19 protein-coding genes and 1 tRNA gene are annotated in these 21825 nt (G+C 28.3%); 10 read left to right on the forward strand and 10 right to left on the reverse strand.

What is annotated here, in order from left to right:
• Positions 1–2 precede the first annotated feature (2 nt).
• The 3 genes from OY14_01035 to OY14_01045 all read left to right on the forward strand — a co-directional run bounded on the left by OY14_01035 (position 3) and on the right by OY14_01045 (position 2991).
• Positions 3–1838 (forward strand): DNA mismatch repair protein MutL, encoded by a 1836-nt coding sequence (locus OY14_01035; protein ID AJA90042.1) that lies wholly within the window; start codon positions 3–5, stop codon positions 1836–1838.
• 18 nt (positions 1839–1856) lie between these two features.
• Positions 1857–2891: a hypothetical protein gene (locus tag OY14_01040; GenBank protein ID AJA90043.1), complete on the forward strand. Its 1035-nt coding sequence runs from the start codon at positions 1857–1859 to the stop codon at positions 2889–2891.
• Positions 2892–2917: 26 nt separating this feature from the next.
• A tRNA-Met gene (locus OY14_01045) sits at positions 2918–2991 on the forward strand.
• Between the two features lie 11 nt (positions 2992–3002).
• Here the strand turns inward: OY14_01045 and OY14_01050 are convergent.
• Positions 3003–3656 carry a hypothetical protein gene (locus tag OY14_01050; protein AJA90044.1) on the reverse strand — a complete coding sequence of 218 codons (654 nt, stop codon included), beginning with the start codon at positions 3654–3656 and terminating at the stop codon, positions 3003–3005.
• Positions 3634–4212, reverse strand: coding sequence for an elongation factor P (locus OY14_01055; protein ID AJA90045.1), 579 nt, complete (start codon positions 4210–4212; stop codon positions 3634–3636). The genes OY14_01050 and OY14_01055 overlap by 23 nt, the downstream gene beginning before the upstream one ends.
• Positions 4213–4374: 162 nt before the next feature.
• On the opposite strand from OY14_01055, the gene OY14_01060 reads away from it, so the two are divergent.
• The 4 genes from OY14_01060 (at position 4375) to pstB (ending at position 8533) form a co-directional block, all read left to right on the forward strand.
• Positions 4375–5214, forward strand: a complete 840-nt coding sequence (locus OY14_01060) for a phosphate ABC transporter substrate-binding protein (GenBank protein AJA90046.1) — start codon at positions 4375–4377, stop codon at positions 5212–5214.
• 89 nt (positions 5215–5303) lie between these two features.
• A complete protein-coding gene (locus OY14_01065) occupies positions 5304–6212 on the forward strand; it encodes a phosphate ABC transporter permease (GenBank protein ID AJA90047.1) in 909 nt (302 codons plus the stop codon).
• Positions 6209–7750: a phosphate ABC transporter permease gene (locus OY14_01070; GenBank protein ID AJA90048.1), complete on the forward strand. Its 1542-nt coding sequence runs from the start codon at positions 6209–6211 to the stop codon at positions 7748–7750. Before OY14_01065 ends, OY14_01070 begins: the two co-directional genes overlap by 4 nt.
• Entirely contained in the window at positions 7751–8533 is a 783-nt protein-coding gene (gene pstB, locus OY14_01075; GenBank protein AJA90049.1) for a phosphate ABC transporter ATP-binding protein, read from the forward strand.
• A 2-nt stretch (positions 8534–8535) separates the two neighbouring features.
• Here the strand turns inward: pstB and OY14_01080 are convergent, their stop codons facing one another.
• Genes OY14_01080 through OY14_01100 form a run of 5 tightly spaced genes read right to left on the reverse strand, consistent with a single transcriptional unit; the run spans position 8536 to position 13810 of the window.
• Positions 8536–9357: a dihydroorotate dehydrogenase gene (locus tag OY14_01080; GenBank protein ID AJA90050.1), complete on the reverse strand. Its 822-nt coding sequence runs from the start codon at positions 9355–9357 to the stop codon at positions 8536–8538.
• A 41-nt stretch (positions 9358–9398) separates the two neighbouring features.
• Positions 9399–11183 carry an alanine--tRNA ligase gene (locus OY14_01085; GenBank protein ID AJA90051.1) on the reverse strand — a complete coding sequence of 595 codons (1785 nt, stop codon included), beginning with the start codon at positions 11181–11183 and terminating at the stop codon, positions 9399–9401.
• On the reverse strand, positions 11183–12400 hold the full coding sequence (locus tag OY14_01090; GenBank protein ID AJA90052.1) for a flagellar motor switch protein FliG: 1218 nt from the start codon (positions 12398–12400) through the stop codon (positions 11183–11185). The genes OY14_01085 and OY14_01090 overlap by 1 nt, the downstream gene beginning before the upstream one ends.
• Entirely contained in the window at positions 12387–13094 is a 708-nt protein-coding gene (locus OY14_01095) for a 6-phosphogluconolactonase (GenBank protein ID AJA90053.1), read from the reverse strand. The genes OY14_01090 and OY14_01095 overlap by 14 nt, the downstream gene beginning before the upstream one ends.
• 20 nt (positions 13095–13114) lie before the next feature.
• On the reverse strand, positions 13115–13810 hold the full coding sequence (locus tag OY14_01100) for a hypothetical protein (GenBank protein ID AJA90054.1): 696 nt from the start codon (positions 13808–13810) through the stop codon (positions 13115–13117).
• 70 nt (positions 13811–13880) lie between these two features.
• Here OY14_01100 and OY14_01105 point away from each other — a divergent pair, with 70 nt between their 5' ends.
• Positions 13881–14888: a tRNA-dihydrouridine synthase A gene (locus OY14_01105; GenBank protein AJA90055.1), complete on the forward strand. Its 1008-nt coding sequence runs from the start codon at positions 13881–13883 to the stop codon at positions 14886–14888.
• Here the strand turns inward: OY14_01105 and OY14_01110 are convergent.
• On the reverse strand, positions 14878–16158 hold the full coding sequence (locus OY14_01110) for a seryl-tRNA synthetase (GenBank protein ID AJA90056.1): 1281 nt from the start codon (positions 16156–16158) through the stop codon (positions 14878–14880). The genes OY14_01105 and OY14_01110 overlap by 11 nt on opposite strands.
• Before the next feature lie 129 nt (positions 16159–16287).
• Between OY14_01110 and OY14_01115 the strand changes: the two genes are divergently transcribed.
• Positions 16288–16989, forward strand: coding sequence for a hypothetical protein (locus OY14_01115; GenBank protein AJA90057.1), 702 nt, complete (start codon positions 16288–16290; stop codon positions 16987–16989).
• A gap of 15 nt (positions 16990–17004) precedes the next feature.
• On the forward strand, positions 17005–19920 hold the full coding sequence (locus OY14_01120) for a hypothetical protein (GenBank protein AJA90058.1): 2916 nt from the start codon (positions 17005–17007) through the stop codon (positions 19918–19920).
• 28 nt (positions 19921–19948) lie between these two features.
• Here the strand turns inward: OY14_01120 and OY14_01125 are convergent, their stop codons facing one another.
• The gene (locus OY14_01125; GenBank protein ID AJA90059.1) at positions 19949–20197 is read right to left on the reverse strand and encodes a 50S ribosomal protein L31 type B; all 249 of its coding nucleotides are present in this window, start codon (positions 20195–20197) and stop codon (positions 19949–19951) included.
• A 60-nt stretch (positions 20198–20257) separates the two neighbouring features.
• Entirely contained in the window at positions 20258–21805 is a 1548-nt protein-coding gene (locus tag OY14_01130) for a transcription termination factor Rho (protein ID AJA90060.1), read from the reverse strand.
• Between the last annotated feature and the right edge of the window lie 20 nt (positions 21806–21825).

Raw genomic sequence — 21825 nt, forward strand, 5'->3', positions numbered from 1 at the left:
AAATGAACAAAATAAGATTCTTGGATAAATACCTAGTTCAAAAAATAGCAGCAGGAGAATCAATAGACAGACCATGTTCAATATTAAGAGAATTATTAGACAATGCAATAGATTCTGGAGCTACTAAAATTGAAGTCTTTCTTGAAGAAGGAGGAATTCATAAAATCCTAGTAATAGATAATGGAAACGGGATAAGTCAAGAAGATTTAAAAATCTGCTATCTACCACACACTACTTCAAAAATATCCTCAGAAGAAGATTTAAGAAAAATAGAAACTCTAGGATTTAGAGGAGAAGCTCTCTCCAGTATTGCAATTTGCTCTAACCTTTCAATAACAAGCTCAATAGCTAGTAATGAAAGCTATCGGATAGAAGTAGAAAATGGCATTGAAAAATATTTTAAAAAACAGCCTGCCATAAATGGAACAATCGTAGATGTTACAAAAATATTTCACAACTTTCCAGCAAGAAAAAGATTCTTAAAGCAAGAGCCTATTGAAACAAAAATGTGTCTAAAAGTTTTAGAAGAAAAAATAATAACCCACCCTGAGATCAATTTCGAAATTAATTTGAATCAAAAACTAAGAAAAATTTACTTTAAAGAATCGTTGATTGATAGAGTGCAAAATGTATACGGGCATGTAATAGAAAATAATAAGTTCAAGGTTTTAAAAAAAGAATATGAAAATATAAAAATAGAAATATTTTTAGCATCAGACAATTTTTCTAAAAAAAGTAAAAGGAATATTAAAACATTTATCAACAGAAGAGCTATCGATCAAAAAGATCTCTTAGAAGCAATAATTAATGGCCACAGCAGAATACTGTCTCCTGGCAATTTTCCAATATGTTATTTATTTTTAGAAATAAATCCTGAACATATTGACTTTAATGTCCACCCACAAAAAAAAGAGGTAAGATTTTTCAATCTTCCATTTCTATTTAAACTAATCTCTGACAATATTAATAATTTTTTCGATAAAGACATAAATAACTATAACGACATAATAATAAAAAGACAGTTAACAGATGATGGCCATTTAATAGAAATTAAAAACCAACCAGGAAACTTTAACAGAGTTGACACACATGAAGCATTACAAAACAAAAATGTAGAAACAAAAGACTTTGCAAATGCGCTAAGCAAAAACATAATACAAAATAATCTTGACTTTAGCAAGTATAATTCAATTATACAAAACAGACCAACATTTAAAGAAAACATTGCAAACATTTTCTCTGATGACTTTTTAGAATTTGAAGAATTGCCAAACAGAAATGAAAAAGAAGAAATAAAATTTAACTATATCGGGCAAATATTTTCTGAATTTTTAATCGTTGAACAAGTAAATGAAATTTATTTCATAGACCAGCACGCAGTTCATGAAAAAATAATATATGAAAACCTTAGAAATTCAAAAAAAACCATTCAAAACCTTTTAATACCAATTGAATTCACAATAGATGATGAAAACACAGAAAAAATCATAGACAGTGAAATCGAAGAATACAAAAAAATGGACATTATAATCTCTAAAATAAACCCTAAAAAATATCAACTTGAATCTATTCCTAATATTTGCAATCAATACGAAAATACTCTTATTCAATTTTTTCAATCAAGAAAAAGTAGGACAATAAATTCTCTTGAATCTGATTTATATGCAACTATTGCTTGCAGAAAGGCTGTTAAAACCAATGATATATTAAGCGTTGAATTTAGCAAATTTTTAATAACTGAATTTTTTAAACTAGAAATCAAACATTGTCCACACGGTCGTAAAATTTATTACAAAATATCTAAATTTGAGCTTGAAAAAAAAGTTGCCAGAGCATAAAATGAAACCAGAGTTCCAATGATAAACAAAATCAAATCAGAAATCAGATTGTTAAAACTAGAAAAAGAAAAAAGCTTAATTGAGCTTGGAAAAATATTGAAAAATAGCAATATAGTAGAATTAAAAAATTTAAAACACTATCCTAATCTAAAATTAGCAGAAAAAGAATTATATCAAATGAAAAGCAATTTAAGCAAGTCAGAAGAAAATGAAAACATATTAAAAAATTTAAACAAAAAAATTTGTATTCTTAAAAAAGAGTATAAATCAATTAGAAAATCATATAAAAAAAACCTTAAAGAAATTGCTATAACAATAATCAAAATTTATCCTCAAAATCTAGAATTAATATCAAGATACAAAATGAACTTTTATAAATTAAAACCTGAAAAATACAAAAAAATAAATTTAACAAGTGATAATAAAACAAAAAATTTTTTACAAAAAATAATACTTAAAATCAATTCAACAATAAACAACATTATCAATATAGTAAATATATGTAAAATATCAAAAGAATTCGAAAAACAAGTATTTGCAAAATATTACCTTTCTGAAAACTTAGAAAACATAATAGATGAATTTTCATTAAATAAAAAATTAAACAATGAAATTGCTAAAGAATTTAAAGCAATAAATGACATCAAAACAAATATAAAAAGCAAAAAAGAAGAAATACAACAAATAATATATACAAGCAAAAAAGAAAAAATATACAAAAAGAATAGAATAAAAACCGAAATTAACGTTATTATAAAAAACAAAGAAAATATTTTAAAAAAAATTGCTGAAGAATTTATTGAAACCGCAAAAAAAGATAAAATCCCGGCTAAAAATAACGCAATCGGCTCAATAATCCAAAAAATAGACAAAACAAGTCAAAAAATATTAAATTTAAATAATGATTTAATAAAAATAACAAAACAGGAAGAAATAAACAACATTCAACAAAAGATGCAAGTCTTAGCAAAAGAAAAAGATAAAATCAATAACAAATTAGATGCATTAACTTCTAAGATGGAAATTATTCAAAATGAACTTGACAATAAATAAAAAATCAATATAATAATTAAAGCTAAGGGCCCATAGCTCAGTTGGTTAGAGCACCCGACTCATAATCGGTAGGTCCCAGGTTCAAGTCCTGGTGGGCCCAATTTGATCTTTTTAATTTACCTTAAAAAAAAGATTTGAATTTTTTCCAACATAATAAAAACTTATGTAATTATCCAGTGCTTGATCAATCTCTAAGGCATCTAGTGAATCGATCTTAACAACTGAAGAAACGGGATATAGCTTGTCTTTAAAAGTTTTAACAAAAAATACTTTAGAATTACTTAACTTATTCAGCATTGCCATGTCTTTCGACTTATACACATAATTGTGAACATCATCTAAATCATATTTTGACATATCTAAAAAAATAACAAGCTCTTTATCGTATACTCTCATGCCCTTATCAAAAAGAAGAACAGATGAGGTAAAATCTTCAAAAGTTTTATCAAAAAAATTAAACCTCAAATCTCTACAGTACAGAATATCATTGCCAAGACTAGAATCAATAAAAGAAGAACTATAATTCTTGTTAAGAACTTGAATAAACTCATTAGTGTCCTTATTCTCTATTGATAATTTAAAAACATCTTTTGGATTTAATACTTTAATTGCAAAATCAAAACTCATAAAATAATCTAAACGATTCTCAGTAAAATAATAATTTACCTTATAATCAACTTCTTTTATCTCTGGGTAATTTATCTCACAAGAACAAAAAACATAACAAAACAATAATATTAATTTAACTTTTAACCCGCTCTGCATACTCTTTAGTTTCAGAATTAACTAAAATTTTATCTCCAACGTTAATAAAAAGTGGAGCTTTTACTACAAGCCCTGTATTAAGAGTAACATTTTTCATTGCATTTGTTACAGTATCACCCTTAACAGCCGCCTCAACCTCTACAACTTCAAAAGCAATCTTTGGAGCTAACTTAATATCAATAACCGAATTGTCAAATGTTATAAGAGAATAGATTTCCGACTCCTGTAAAAAAGGCAATTTATCTTGAAAACTAGAACTTTCCTTTAAATCCAAATTAACTTGATCATAAGTTTCTAAATCCATAAAAACCAAAACTTCATTATCCCTGTATAAATACTGGGCACTAACCTCATGAATCTCAATCCCTTCAGCAGTATCTGCCCCTTTTAAAGTTTCTCTAATGACAGATTTGTTTTTCAGATTCTTAAGCTTTAATCTAACTATTGCCCCTCCTCTACCTGTTTTTGAAAATTCTCTCTCAAGAACAATATGTGGAGCACCTTTGATAAGTAAAAAAGAACCTTTTTCAATCTCACTAGATTTCACTACCGCCATTTAATACCTCGCAAAATTCAACATACAAATCTAATAAATTTATACCAAAAAATTAAAATATTTGCTATTATTCCCCAATTATAACTTAATCAATAAAGTTAATTTACAATTGACTTATTTTAAATTAATGCTATTATATATTTAAACAAAGGAGTTTACTTGATGAAAAAATTTATTATCTTAATTCTTATGCTATCAACAAGTCTATTATACAACTGTAAAAATAAAGACAATGAAAAAATTGTATCAATTGGGGGTTCTACAACTGTAAGCCCAATACTAGACGAAATGATTTTAAGATATAATAAAATAAGAAATGATACTAAAGTAACCTACGATGCACAAGGGAGTAGCGTTGGTATAAACGGGCTATTTAACAATATCTATAAAATAGCTATATCATCAAGAGATTTAACAAAAGAGGAAATTGAACAAGGAGCAAAAGAAACCGTATTTGCTTATGATGCTTTAATTTTCATCACAAGCCCTGAGATAAAAATTACAAATATTACAGAAGAAAATCTAGCTAAAATACTAAATGGAAAAATCCAAAATTGGAAACAAGTGGGAGGCCCTGATGCTAAAATCAACTTCATTAATCGAGACTCTTCTTCTGGTTCTTATTCCTCTATAAAAGATCTACTTCTTAATAAAATATTTAAAACTCACGAAGAAGCTCAATTTAGACAAGACGGAATAGTAGTAAAATCTAATGGAGAGGTAATTGAAAAAACAAGTCTTACTCCATACTCAATAGGATATATAGGCCTTGGATACGCAAAAAATTCAATAGAAAAGGGTTTAAACACGCTCTCTGTCAACAGCACATACCCTACAAAAGAAACAATAAATAGCAATAAATACACCATTAAAAGAAATTTAATAATAGTTACAAATAGCAAGTATGAGGATAAAATAGTAACTCAATTTATTGAGTTTATGACAAGCCCAACCGGACAAGATATCGTTGAAGAACAAGGTTTTATAGGGATAAAAACATAATTGAATTAAAGAAAAGAAAACTTGACTTAATATCAAATCAAGTAATACAATTTAGAACTGACATGAGCCTTAAGGGATCTTTTTAAACAATGTGTCTAAACTTAAAGACAAAAAGAAAGATAGTTGGAATTATTTTCAAAGCTTTTATTATTATATCTGCAATAATTAGCTTTCTATCAATAGTGTTTTTAGGTGTCTTTATATTAAAAAACGGAATAACACCATTTGTCCATAACAAAATTAAAATTTCTAACTTTTTATTTAGCACAAATTGGGATCCTACTAGCAATCTACAAAAATCGTATGGCATCTTAGCCTTCATTATTAATTCCTTTTTAACTACATTCTTTTCAATTTTAATTGCTTTGCCAATTGGATTGGGATTTGCAATATATTTGCTTGAAAAAGCAAAAGGATTTTATCAACAATTTTTACAAACAGTAATAGAACTTTTGGCAGGAATCCCTAGTGTGGTTTACGGATTTTTTGGAAGCACATTTATTGCCACTTTAGTAAAAAACACTTTCCAAAGAGAAGACAATTTGGGATATAATTTAATAAGCTCATCACTCATCTTAAGCATAATGATAGTTCCCACAATAATTAGCGTTTGCTATTCATCACTCAAAGCCGTTCCCAAATCATACAAATTTGCATCCCTCGCATTAGCAGCAACAGATTGGCAAACAATATATAAAATAACAATACCATCAGCTAGTCGAGGCATTTTAGCAGGAACAATATTAGCAATAGGAAGAGCTATTGGAGAAACAGTAGCAGTATTAATGGTAGGAGGAGGCTCTCCTCTTTTTATAAAAAATGCATTTTCTCCCATTAGAACGCTAACTGTAAATATTGCTATGGATATGGGATATGCCTCGGGAAACCATAGAGAAGCTCTTTTCTCTACAGCTTTAGTGCTATTGCTATTTTCAATAATTACAAATCTACTAAAAAATCTTATCCTATCTTCAAACAAAAGGTTAAATAAAAAGTGACCAAAACTCAAATAAACAAATTGATTAACAAATTTTATTTCTTTATAATTAATTTTATTGCATATTTGTTAACAGCACTATTAATTTTTATAATAGCATACATATTATACAACTCTTTATTTTATTTTAAAAAAAAACAAACTTTATTTTTAAACAACACGAAAAGCTTTGTAACATTTAAAATAGAAGGCAAAGAAATAAAAATTGCCTTCATTGTTAACAAAAATATCAATACAGACAAAATCTCAACAGAAGACATTTACAATATATATAATAATAAAATTTCACACTGGGGAAGCATTTCAGATCAAGGAATAGATATTATACCTATTGCCAATTCACTTGATAACGTATCTAGCAAAGCTATTTTAAAAACGCTAATCAAAAACAATATGTTTAATAAAAGATACATAAAAATAGAACCATCAATTAAAAAAGTAGTTCAAACCATAAACAGCACAGTAGGTGCTATAAGCTATTTAACAAAAGAAGAATTCGAATCTTTAGACTTTAAGAGATATTCTAATATTAAAGCTTTAAAAATAAAAACTATGTCTGTACTAATAAGCAAAAAAACTTTAACAAAAAATGAAAATGAGATGATCAATACACTAGGTGTTGATGAGGTTGAAAAACTCATTAAAGGTAAAGAACAATGGATTAATTTAATATCAAAAGACATTAAATTAGAAATAATAAATTTTACAGGCCAAGAAGAACAACTAATAGAAAATATAGAAAAAACAGAAGGAACACTAGCAATCGTACCTTGGCATTATTTTCACAATACTAAAGCACCCTTTATTAAAATGTATTACTTTGCTAATAGCACTCCGTTGAATTCAAATTTCATATTATCTATTCCAAGAGATTCTGGTGCATATGGTGGAATTTCTTACTTAATCTTAAACACTTTTTATGTAATATTACTAACAACTGCTATTTCAATATGTATTGGAATAGGAACTGGCATAATGCTTTCAGAATATACTTCTAACAAAATATTTTACAAAATACTGTCTATGAGTATTGACATATTGTCTTCAATTCCTGCAATAATTTTTGGACTTTTTGGACTGATATTTTTTGTGCCAATTTTTGGAATGGGAATACTTTCAGGGGCAATAGCAAGCTCATTAATGATATTGCCAATGATTGTCAAAACAACCGAAGAAACATTTAAAACAATCCCAAAATCATACAAGTATGCTTCATTTGCATTAGGAGCAAACAAAACAGAAACTATAATGAAAATTATGTTCCCTGCAGCTATTCCTGGAATACTAACAGGAATAGTTCTTGCAATAGGAAGAGCTTTAGGAGAAACGGCCGTATTGCTTTTTACAATGGGAACACACTTGGGACTTGCAACAAATTTAAATGAACCATCAAGAACATTAACTGTGCACTTACTGATGTTATTTCAAGAAGGACACCTGGACAAAGGATTTGGAACAGCTTCAATACTTGTAATAATGGTACTAATAATAAACTTAACATCAAAATTTTTAATAAACAAATTATATAGGATTAAATAAATGATAAAAGAAAAAGACAGCACAAAAAATGAATTTATAATAGAAGCAGAAAACCTAAGTCTATTTTATACAGACTTTAAGGCTTTAAATAAAATAAATATTAAAATACTAAAAAATAGCATTACTGCTTTAATAGGCCCATCTGGCTGTGGGAAATCAACTTTTTTAAGAACTCTAAATAGAATGAATGACCTTGTTGAAGGCATTAAAATAGAAGGCAATGTAATATATGAAGGGAAAAACATTTATTCAAATAATTTCGATATCCTTGAGCTCAGAAGAAAAATAGGAATGGTATTCCAAACTCCTAACCCATTTTTAATGTCTATCTACGAGAATATAAGCTATGGCCCAAAAATTCATGGAACAAAAAATAAAGAAAAACTAGATGAAATAGTAGAACAATCTCTAAAAAAATCTGCACTCTGGGAAGAAGTTAAAGACAAACTGAATACAAATGCCTTAAGTCTGTCAGGGGGCCAGCAACAAAGACTCTGCATTGCAAGAACTCTTGCAATAGAGCCAAATGTAATCCTAATGGATGAGCCTACTTCTGCACTTGATCCAATATCAACAGGAAAAATTGAAGAGCTAATAATAAACTTAAAAGAAAGCTATACAATAATCATTGTAACTCATAACATGCAGCAAGCTGGAAGAATATCTGACAGGACTGCATTTTTCCTTAATGGATATATTGAAGAAGAAAGCCCAACTGATGAACTATTCTTCAATCCTAAAAATACTAAAACTGAAGAATATATCAGTGGAAAATTTGGATAATTTTAGCCTAATGAAACATCCAGAAACATCATTAACGTAAAACCAATAACACCAAATATGCTTGGCACTTTATTGTCAATATCTTTTCTCTTAGATTCAGGTATTAATTGCTCAATTGACACATAGATCATAGCTCCGGCTGAGAAGGCTAAAGCAAAAGGTAAAATTCGAGTAAAAGAATAAACTGCATAAGCACCCATAAGACCCCCCACAATTTCTACCAATCCTGACATCTGGCCATAGTTAAAACATTTTCTCAAAGCAACATTACCCCGTCTTAAAGGTAAAGAAATGGCTGCTCCTTCAGGAATATTTTGAATGCCAATACCAAGCGTAAGAAGCATAGCTCCAACTAAAGTTTGAATATTCGGATTAGACGCCAAAGCTCCAAAAGCAACCCCAACAGCTAATCCTTCTGGGAAATTGTGCAAAGTAACAGCAGTAAAGAGTAGAAAATCTTTTTTACCGTGTCTAGTTAAATCCTCATCAATAAAAGTAAGTTTATCAAGATCTGGAACAAATACATCTACAATATATATAAAAAATGCTCCAACAAGAAATCCGAAAACAGCTGGAACCCAAGTAATGTATCCAAGCTCTTCAGCTCTTTCTATAGCTGGCTGAATAAGCGAAAAAAAACTAGCAGCTATCATAATACCTGCTGAAAAACCAAGCATAGCATCCATTATTTTATTATCCACCTTTCTAAAGAAAAAAACGGCAGCTGCTCCAAAAGCTGTAGTAAACCAAGTGAAAGTAGATCCTAAAAGTCCCAACAATACAGGATGCAAAGTCAACAAATAATCCAAAATTGATTTAATCATAAAGTCTCCTATTAAAATAAATCAACAAATAATAAACAATTTTACTCATCAATCAGAATAGCTTTTATTCTTCTTATACCTGAAGATGAAGATTGTTCTTTTTGTATTTTAAAAGTACCAAGCTCATTGGTATTCTCAACATGAGGACCTCCACAAACTTCAAGTGAAAATCCATCTATCTCGTAAACACTCACCAAATTATCATACTTTTCTCCAAAAAGAGCCATAGCACCTTTTTCTCGAGCCTCACTTAATTCCATTATAGATTTTTTTACAGATAAAGAATTTTTTATCTGTAAATTAACAATCTCTTCAACTTTTTTTATCTCATCATCTGTCATCTTTTTAGAATGAACAAAATCAAACCTTAATCGATCAGCAGTAATATTGCTTCCTTTTTGTCTAACATGATCACCTAGTACTAATTGAAGCGCTTTATGAAGCAAATGAGTAGCCGTATGTAACTTAGTGGTTTCATAAGTATAATCAGCAAGCCCCCCTTTAAAGACTTTATCACCCCCTTTCTTTGAAATCCTTTGATGTTTTTTAAAATACTCATTAAAACCTAACTTATCAATATTAAAGCCATATTCAAAAGCAATCTCTTCTGTTACTTCATATGGAAAACCATAAGTATCATAAAGTTTAAAAGCAATATCACCAGGAATAGTCTTGGAAGGTAAATTTCGTATCATTTTAATAAATTCTTGCTCACCTTGAAATAAAGTTTTAAAAAACTTTTCTTCTTCTGTGTTTAATTCCTTTTTGATAAAATCTTTTTTTTCTGTTAACTCCTTGTAAAAGGATCTATAAATGGTTTCTACAGAATCAACAAGGTCAGCTAAAAAATGAGATTTTATTCCAAGCTTCTTTGCATATCTAATAGATCGTCTTATTAATCTTCTTAAAACATACCCTTGACCCAAATTGGAAGGAAAAACAACAGAACTATCCGCAAGAATAAAACAAGCTGCTTTAACATGATCAGAAATTATTCTAATACATGTATCATCATCTTCTTTTTGTCCATAAATTTTACCAGAAATAACTTCTATTTTCTTTATTATAGGCATAAATGCATCTGTATCATAAACTGAAGATTTGCCCTGTAAAAAAGCAATTGTCCTCTCAAGCCCCATCCCCGTATCAACACATTTGCGATCCAATTCTATGTAATTGCCATTTTCATCTTTATTGTATTGCATGAAAACATTATTCCAAATTTCAAAATATTTACCACAAGAACACGTAATATTGCAATCAAAAGAACACTTGGTCTTTCCAGTATCCACATATATTTCAGTATCTGGCCCACAAGGCCCTTTAGATCCAACGGGTCCCCAAAAATTATGTTCCTTGGAAAGATAATATATTCTATCTTTAGAAATACCTAGGCTTTGCCAAACTCTAGCTGTCTCTGTATCACATGAGATCTCTTGATCGCCTTCAAAAACACTTACATAAAGATTTTCTTTTGGAATATTTAAATAATCAGAAGACGTCAAAAATTCAAAGCTACACTTTACAGAATACTCTTTGAAATAAGCTCCAAGAGACCAATTTCCAAGCATTTCAAAAAAAGTCAAATGGCTTAAATCTCCAACCTCATCAATGTCTCCTGTTCTCAAACATTTTTGAACATTAACAAGCATGTTCCCTGATGGATGCACTTCTCCAAGAAGATAAGGAATAAGAGGCTGCATGCCAGCTGTATTAAAAAGAACTGTAGAATCGTTTTCAGGAATCAATGATTTGCCCATTATTTCAAAATGTTTTTTTGATTTAAAAAAATCTATATATTTTTTACGCAACTCGTCAAGTGTCATTAAATAAATTCCTCATTTTTTCTATATATTACTAAATCACCTTTTAAAGTTAAACTTTTAATATAATTGATAAAAGATAGTGTCATAATTTTTAACTCTTTTTTACTTATTTTACCCAAAAAAGCTTCTTCATCTAAAATAATTTCTTTACGCCTTTTTGAAACATTTGAAAGCATTTTATCTCTAACCTCATTAGTTTTATCTTTAATAATAATTGCAATCTCTTTGTCTGTAAACTCTCTTAAAATATTATGCATATCATTGTCCATGATTCTCAATATTACATTAATATCAAATATTTTTTCTCGAATTTCACTGTCCACAACAGGATTTAAATCTTGTAGATTAATCTTATTAAGCAGATTTTTCTCTTCATTAGAATCCATATAGCTTAAAATATCAACAAGTATCTTAGATCCATCAAGTTTATCTGTTTTAAGATTCCCTTGCATCTTAAATCTATCCTTAAGTTTATTTGAGATTACCTCTACTGTCTCCATACTCAACTGTCTTGTTTTAGCAAGATCTTTTACAAATTCTCTTCTATCTTCTTCTCCTAGCATTGAAAAAACATACTTTTTTTGATCTTTATTTAAATAATTATATAATATGACAAGTGTTTTAATATTCTCATCTCTAACCAATGCCCAAAGTTGCTCATGCTCAATTTGAGATAAATAATCAAAAGGAATAAAAATATCATTGCCAGTAACTTTTTTATAAATTGACTTTGCTTTAGATTTTCCTAATGTCTTATTCAATAATTCATAAGCAAAATTATCATCAATCTTAACATACTTTTTCTCATTTCTTAGCAACTCTTCAAATTCTTTAATAATATGATCTTTTTCTTCTGGTGCAATATAACTAATCTTTGCAATCTCTCTCGTAATCAAGATTATATCCGAATCATCAAGCTCAGACATAATCTTTGCAGATTTTTCAAGTCCAATAGCTAAAAAATATTTTGCAATCTTTGTAACCTTACTCTCTTTGCGAATGAACCCTGGCTTTAAGTCCTTAATATTCTTGGATTTATATTCAACAGGTGGCTTATTTTTATTACCCTTAATAAGACTTATCCAAGATCTAAGCATAGAACCTTGAATCTCTGAATCAGAAAAGTTTTCATTTAAACTTAAAGTATCAATTTTCTCAATATTTTTTTTGCCTAAATTTTTAGTATTTTTATACTTAGAAAGCCTAGGATCCTGCATAACTTTCATCTCTTTTAATATTTGTAAGAACTAACAAATTGGGATGCTCTTTGAGAAGTTTAGCTGGGCATTCATTGATAGAATTATTAAAACCTAAAAAATTTTCTAAAGCACGCTTTTTATCCGCGCCCATAAATAACAAAACAACAGCTTTTGAATTAAACAAAGATTTTGGGGTCAAGCTTATTCTTTTGCTAGGAGATTTAGGAGAATTATATTCATACTGATAGCCTTCAATATCTGAAAATAAAAGTTTTTTTGAAGGGAAAAGCGATGCGATGTGGCCATCCTCACCGACAGAAACTATAATAAGATCAAATATATTAAATCTAGAATTAAATTCGATATTATAGTCATAAATAGCTGTAGTTTCATCCATTTCGTTGTAAACAAAAGCATGAAATTTGGAAATGCTTATTAAATTTTTATTAACCATTTTGGAAAAAAAATTTTTATTTAAAAGATTATAATTACTCTCCTTGTCATTTAATGGAACACAACGCTCATCAATTAGAAAAAAATGTGACCTTTTAAGAGAATAATTTTGCTTAAGAAAAACACTTAAAAAAGTAACTATACTTCGACCACCACAAATTCCAATGCTGGCATACCTATCATTATCTATATTGATATTAAAAAAATCAAAAAATTTATTTTGTAAGCAATCCTCTTCATCAGAATATAAAAACTCCATTTAATTTCCTTTAATACAAACTAATCTAAATAATAAGAAATGGTTGTAACAATCCTTAATATTTTTTGTGGATAAAGCTCTTGATCGCCCAAACTTCTATCAACGGGAAGAAATTCAAAGTATCCTTGATTTGCATTTTTAATTTTGCCTAATTTGGAACCAGAATGTTTTACAAATTCTAAAGCTGCCAATTTTGCATTTCTAATTGATTCTGCTAACATTTCAGGCTTTATATCATTGATTTTATCAAAATAATACCTTGGACCTCCATTATTACTAATCAACAGCCCTCGATTATAAAGCTCAATAATATTTTTTTCTGCTGTTTTCATTTTATCAAGATCCCTTGTATTAACAGTTAAAGAAACATATGCGCTGTACCTATAAAGAGAGTCTTTATAACCCTGTGCATTAAAGTTCATAGATCCTATTCTTATATGCTCTTCATCAAATCCACATTTAATAAAAAAATTTTTAATTATAGATAAATTTAAATTATTTGTTCTAATAATATCATCAACCGTATTACCATTTAAATCATATTGTAAATTCCAACTCGAAGATGTTGAAAGGATTTCTTTTTCACTCAAACCCTTGACTGTAATATAATTACTATTCCTAGTACCAATATTTTTTATTCCATAAGAAATTACAATTGAAGATGCTAAGAAAAATAATAAAAACAATAAAAAACACAAATCTTTTCTTCTAAGCATAGAATAATTCCTCCTAAAACCAAGCCCAAATAATTGTTAAATCAACTCGTTTATTTTAACATATTATATAATGTTAATGAATCGAAAAATATCAATAGCTCCAATGGTAAACATTACAGACGAACATTTCAGATACTTAATAAGACTTTTATCAAAAAAAGTTACATTATATACGCCAATGATTTCTGCAAAATCAATAATTATGGGTGATGTAAAAAAAATTGTTAAACAAGCGCCTTTAGAATCTCCAATTGCAATTCAAATAGCAACAGACTCTAAAAACGACGCTTGTAAAACCATTCAAATTCTTGAAAAACACTTTAATTTTGATGAATACAACCTTAATGTTGGATGTCCATCTCTAAAAATCCAAAATGCAAACTGTGGAGCTTGCCTAATGAGCAATGCTAATCAAGTGGGTGAAATTTTAAAAACAATGAAAGAAAACACAAACAAACCTATTTCAATTAAACATAGATTGGGTATAAGACTTTTACCTAGTGATTACAAAAGTGAAAGTTACTCTGAAGTAAAAAACTTTGTTAAAATAATCTCAGATTTCGGTATCAAAAATTTCATTGTACATGCAAGAGTTGCAATATTAAAAGAATTTTCACCTAAAAACAACAGAAATATCCCAAAATTAAGACATGAGTTTGTATATAATCTAAAAAAAGAGAATAAAAATTTATTTATTGAAACAAATGGAGGAATCAGCAACTCAGAGCAAATTAAAAAACATTTGTCTGTTGTTGATTCTGTCATGATTGGAAGAAGTGCTTTTGAAAATCCATATTTTATTGCAAACTCCTCAAGAGAATTTCTAAACGAGATTGATAAAATTCCTACAAGAAAAGAAATATTGATACAAATGGTAGAATACATTAAAGAATACGAAAATTACTTGTCAATAAATAAATTATTTAAACATCTTATGGGAATAGTATTTTCCAAAGAAGGAGCTAAAAAATTTAGACAAAATTTAACAGCACCATTCCCAAAAAACTTAAGAAAACATGAAATATTACTAAAAGCCATAGAAACATTGCCAGAAAAACTACTCAATTCTAATTCTTAGAAGGAATATAATCAAAACCTGTATACTTAACCAAACTTTTTGGGATTCTAACTCCTCCCTTTTCATCTTGAAAGTTTTCAAGTATGGAAATAATAACTCTAGTTGTAGCTATTGCTGTTCCATTTACCATGTGTGCAAATTTATTTTGCCCACCTTGATCTTTATATCTAATTTTAAGCCTTCTTGACTGATAATCCGTGCAATTTGAAGTTGAAGTAACCTCTCCATAGCTACCCTTCTCATCTCTTCCCGGCATCCACGCTTCAATATCATATTTTTTATAAGCTGGCGAACCAAGATCAAAAGAACAAACATTTAAAACTCTATAAGGGATCTCAAGCTCAGTAAAAATTTGCTCTTGAATATTCAAAAATTCATCATGAATAATTCCAGATTCTTCAGCTTTACAAAAACAAAACATTTCCACCTTGCTAAACTGATGAACCCTATAAAGACCTTTTGAAAATTGGCCATATGCTCCAGCTTCTTTTCGAAAACAATGTGAAAACCCCGCCATTCTTATTGGTAAAGTAAGATCTATTATTTTATTATAATAATAACCACCAAGCGTAATCTCGGAGGTGCCTACAAGATATTTATCTGTACCCTCAATCTTATAAATATTGCTTTCATTGCCACGGGGATTAAAACCAATCCCATCAACTATAAACTCTCTTGCAACATCAGGAGTAATAAACAAATTAAAACCTTTTTCTCTTAACTTATTCAACGAAAAATTAATTAACGCAATTTCTAAAAAAACTGCTTCATTTTTAAGATAATAAAATTTACTTCCACTAACCTCACAAGCCCTGTCAAAATCCAGAAGATCTAAATCTTTACCAAGCTCTAAATGATCTTTAGGCTTAAAATCAAACTTTGGAACATCTCCCACTTTTTTTATCTCGGAATTATCCTCTTCACTATTGCCAACAGGTACATCAGGCGACAACATATTAGGTACTCGCTTATTTTCAAGGTCAAAATCAAAAGACACTCTCTCAAGCTCTTCTTCTAGCTCAATAAGCTGTTTTTTTAAAGCCTTTCCGGTTTCTATTAAAGAGGTTCTCAAAGCCTTATCAAGATTTGACTGCTGCATTCTAGAAGAATTTTCATTTCTTTTTGCATTAAGTTCACCAATTTTGGTAATTATTCCTTTTCTCTTATTGTCAAGATCAATTAACTTATCAATATCTAAAACAAGACCCCTTGCTTTAACACTCCTCTTAACAAGATCAAGATTATCTCTAATAAATTTAAGATCAAGCATCTTAGCTCCTAAGATATGTTTTAAGTAAAACGTTTAAACAAAATTACAAATAATATTAATTCATATCAAGGTTATTATATAATATTTTATAACAGGATTAGAATAAATATTGCAGGGAGAAATCATCATATGCTAAATCTAAAAAGAATAACAGCCAACTTTGTGTTAATATTTACAGTAGTGATTTTAAACGGATGTACAAAAAACCTAACAAAAATTAATTTTAAAGATATTGAATCAAATAACAACAAAACGGATTCTTTAATAATTACCTCAATGACTTCAAAAGAAGAATCAAAATTTTATGAATACAATATTAGAATACCTAAATTAATAGTTGAAGGAAAAGAAAAAGGAAATCTTGAAAAATTTAATACTGAACTTAATGAATATGTAAACCAAATTGTAGCAAGACTTGATATTGTTAGCAGAGAACTTAAACCTGGGGATAAAAAACTCAACTTAAAAATAGACTATGAAATTCACCATGGATACAATACTTATACAATAATACTTGTTGCAACTCAAGAAATCCATGATAGCCCCATTACAAATTACAGAAGCTATTACATTAGAGATACAAGAAATTATATTTATAATATTGACGACATAATTAAAACAGATGAAGCATTCCCATTTTTTATAAAAAAAATTAAAGAAAAAATTTTACCTAACGAATTATTATTTGATTTACAACAAGCAGTAATTTACTTTGAAAACAAAAAAATTATTATTAAATTCCCTGAATATACATTTAAATTAGACGACACAGAAGAGCTACAAAACATATTTGAATTTAATGAAAGCGAAATAGCACAATTTGTAAAATAAGGATTAAAATCATAAATGAAAAAGAAAAAAATTTTCAAGCTAATTTCAAAAACTTATTTAGAAGAATATGATGCAGAAGGATCTTATTTTAAACACGACAGCGGTCTTGAAGTATTTCATATAAAAAGCGATTCGTTCAAAGAACATGCATTTTGCATAGCTTTCAAGACAATACCTTCAAACAATACCGGGGTTGCACATGTTTTAGAACATACGATTTTTTGTGGTTCTAACAAATATAAAATAAAAGATCCATTTCTTTACCTATTAAAGGGAAGCCTAAATACCTTTTTAAATGCAATGACATTTCCAGACAAAACTATCTACCCAGCAGCATCCACAATTGAAAAAGATTATTTTAATTTATTTAAAATCTACGCTGACTCTATATTTCATCCATTGCTTAAAAAAGAATCATTTATGCAAGAAGGATATAATATAAATCCAAAAGATTTCAAAGTGTCTGGAATTGTCTTTAATGAAATGAAGGGTAGCTATTCAAATAAAAATTCTCTAATCAACGAAATCGCAAGTAGTTCTCTTTTTGAAGAGGGAACATATAAATACGATTCAGGTGGAATCCCAACAAATATTATTGATCTCACCTACGAAAGTTTTTTAGACTTTTATAAAAAATATTATACGCTTGAAAACTGCAAAATATTTTTATGCGGTAACATTCAGACTGAAAAAAATCTAAATTTTATTGAAAAATATATAATAAGACCTTATAAAAAAGAAAAAAGCAATGTTAATATCAACATAGAAAATGTTAAAAGATGGGAAAAAGGGAAAAAATTAACATACAAAATTCCTAAAGAAAACAGCAATACTCTTGGGGTATACACAATAAATTGGCTTTGCACAGAAATTAGCAATATTGAAGACAGCATTGGTCTTGAGATTCTCTCAGAAATACTCTTAGATGATTCTTGTTCGTTTACAATCAATATCTTAAAAAGCGGAATAGGCGAAGATATAGCCCATATTAGCGGAATCAATACAGATTTAAAAGAATCCATTTTTTCATTCGGGCTTCAAAATGTTATTGAAAACAAAGAAAAAGAATTCAAAAATTTAGTCTTTAATGAGCTTAAAAATTTAGTAAAAAATAAAATTCCAAAAGAGCTAATAAAAGGAATTCTTTTTGGCTATGAATTTGCTCTAAAAGAAGAAAAAGGACAAAATTTTCCCATTGCTTTAATGATAAAAAGTTTTAAAGGATGGCTAAATGACATGCATCCAATTAAAACATTGCAAACAAGCTACTATATAAATGAAATTACAAATAAATTGGAAAAAGGAATTCATTACTTTGAAAATTTAATCGAAAAATATCTAATATCTAATAATCACTATACATTAATAAGCTTTATCCCATCACATGATACAGAAAAAGAAATGGAAGAAGAAATTGAAAAAAAACTAATGGCAAAGGAAATTGAAATTAAACAAAATCCTGAAGAATTTTTACAATTCAAGAAAGATTATAATCAGTTTAAAAAATACCAAAACAAAAAAGACTCTAAAGCAGATATAGCAAAACTTCCTTTATTAAGAGTAGAAGATTTGCCAAAACAAATAGAAAAAAGTCTAGATCTTAACGAAATAAAAGAACTAAATCTACATTCTTTTAAATTTAAGAATAACAATATTTTTAATGTGAACTTATTTTTCAAACTAAATTTTTTAGAAAAAGAAGATTATATATACCTATCTTTATTCAAAAGAACTCTCCAAGATTTATCTACAAAAAACTTTTCTTACATAGATATTAACAATAAAATTCAAAATACTTTGGGACAAATCAATATATCTGAAAGTTATGAGGAAGATATTAATGGAAACATTTTAAATTCATTTAATATTGACTTTAAATCTTTTAATCATAAAGTTAAAGAATCATTTGAACTTATCAAAGAAATTTTGATTAATATTAACTTTCATGATTATGAGAGACTAAAAGAAATAACACTAAGCTTAAAAAATGATTTTAAATCGTTATTAATCCCCAAAGGACATCTTTTGGCAATATTAAGATCTAAATCAAAACTAAAATTAAATGAATATTTAAAAGAATTACAAAACGGAATAACAGGCAGAGAATTTTGGCAAAAAATAAAAACCGATACAGAATCTTTAAAAGAAATTGCAAGCAAATTGGACAATTTAAAAAATAAAATAATTTCTAAAAACAATCTATCCGCACTAATAATGGGAAACACTAATGATATTCTTAAAAACTTAGAAAATGAATTCTTTAATCTAAAAGAAAATCTAAACGATAATAATTATTACAATGATTTACTCAATATTAATATACCCAACAAAACATTAAAAGAAATAATAATTATACCATCAAAAGTAGCCTTCAATGCTATATGTTTCCCTAGTTACAAAATAAACGACGAGGATTATCCAAAAGCAAACTTTTTAGAGCATATATTAAGAAGCGGAATTTTTTGGGAAAAAATAAGAGTAATAGGAGGTGCATACGGAGCAAGCGCATCGATCAATAATGGAATTTTCTCTTTTGCATCTTACAGAGACCCCAATTTCATTAAAACATACCAAGCTTTTGAAAACTCTTTAGAAGAATTGGCTAATACTAAAATGACAAATGAAGAGATTTATACCTATTTAATAGGTTTAATAGGAAACAATATCTATGTAAAAACTAAAGCCACAGAAGTTTTACAAAGTTATAAAAGAAAAATGTTAAACATTAGCGATAATTTAAGACAAAACATTCGAAATGCATACTTTACAATTACACCTAAAGATATTAAAGAAGTATCCGAAAAGATTTTAACACAGACAAGACAACACAATAGCATTACGTCTTTAGTAAATAACCAAACATACGAAGAAGAAAAAGACAAATTAGAAAAACTAATAGGAAAAGATTACAACGTAAAAAAAATTTATTAATGTTTTCTCAAAATCTAAACAAAAAGGCCTAAAAGGCATTTTTGTACCTTTTATTGAATTTATCAATTCTTCCTGCTGCATCAACAAACTTTTGCTGTCCAGTATAAAAAGGATGTGATTTACTTGTAATCTCTACGGTAATCAATGGATATTCTTTTCCATCAATATACTTAATAGTTTCCTTTGAATTTAAAGTAGATCTGGTTAAAAACATTGCTCCATTTGACCCGTCTTTAAATACAACTAAATCATTTTTAGGATGTATACCTTTTCTCATAAAACCTTCCTCTTAACCTTGAATAAAGTTTAATTGACATTAGAAATAATGTCAATTAATTTAATTGCCATTGCTCATTGTCTTTAAAAAGATTTCATTATTTTTGCTTTTTTTCATTTTTTCTACTAGAGCTTCAACTCCCTCATAATCATCAACACCTCCAAGTATTCTTCTAATAAGCAAAATCTTAGAACGCTCCTCTTCACTAAGCAATAGCTCTTCTTTTCTAGTACCTGATTTTTTAATATTAATAGCAGGGAAAAGTCTTCTGTCTGCCAAACTTCTATCAAGAATTAATTCCATATTACCGGTACTTTTAAATTCTTCAAAAATTACTTCATCCATTTTACTACCAGTATCAACCAAAGCAGTAGCTATAATAGTTAAACTTCCCCCTTCCTCAATATTTCTAGCAGATCCAAAAAACCTTTTTGGTTTATGAAGAGCATTAGAATCTACTCCACCTGATAAAATTTTACCAGAAGTTGGCATAGTCTGATTATATGCCCTTGCAAGCCTCGTAATAGAATCAAGCAAAATAACAACATCTTTTTTATTCTCAACAAGTCTTTTTGCCTTTTCAATAACCATTTCTGCTACCTGAACATGCCTACTAGCCTGCTCATCAAAATTAGATGCAATTACTTCGCCTTTAACACTGCGGATCATATCTGTAACTTCTTCTGGCCTTTCATCAATAAGTAATATCATCAAAATAACATCCGAATAATTAGTAGTTATTGCATTAGCTATTTTTTGAAGCAAAGTGGTCTTTCCCGCTTTTGGGGGAGAAACTATTAAAGCTCTTTGTCCCTTACCTATAGGTGAAAAAAGATTAATAAGTCTTGTAGAAATATTGCAATTTTCATATTCAAGATTCAATTTAATATTAGGATAAAGAGGGGTTAAATTATCAAAAGGTATTCTATTTTGAGCAAATGTAGGATCTTGATCATTGATGGATTTAATTTTAACCATGGCAAAAAATCTCTCGCCATCTCTAGGCGATCTAATTTGACCATACAAAATATCACCTGTTCTTAAATTAAAAAGTCTAATCTGAGAAGGAGAAACATAAACATCATTACCCCCTGAAAGATAAGAATTTGAAGCAGTTCTCAAAAACCCATAACCATCACTAAGTACGTCAAGCACACCCGTAAACAAAACATTAATATTATTCTCACTTAATATTTTTACCAATAAAAATATTAACTCGGTTTTTTTCATTGTTACAGCAATAGTATGGTTAGTTCCAAGACCTTCAACAACTTTTCTAACCTCTGTAATCGGCTTGTCATAAAGCTTTTCAATCTCTACGTAATCTTTACCATTAAAAAACTTAATAATATTACTTTGCTCTAAGGTTTTAATATTATTTTCTAAACCTGAAGCAGGAATATCATAATCAAATTCAGGGAACACTACATTGTTTGAATCTTTTACATCACTTAAATCTGCAGATTTTGCCACATTAGATGCAGAACCCTTTTTAGCAACAACTTTAATCACTTTTTTCTTTAAATTATCTTCAAGCTTAAATTCTTTAGAAATATCTAACCGCCTTATCTCACTTTCTAAATCAAATCCAACATTTTTTTTATCCATAATTTCCTCTACGAATTAAA

This window comes from Borreliella chilensis (assembly GCA_000808095.1).
Lineage (GTDB): Bacteria > Spirochaetota > Spirochaetia > Borreliales > Borreliaceae > Borreliella > Borreliella chilensis.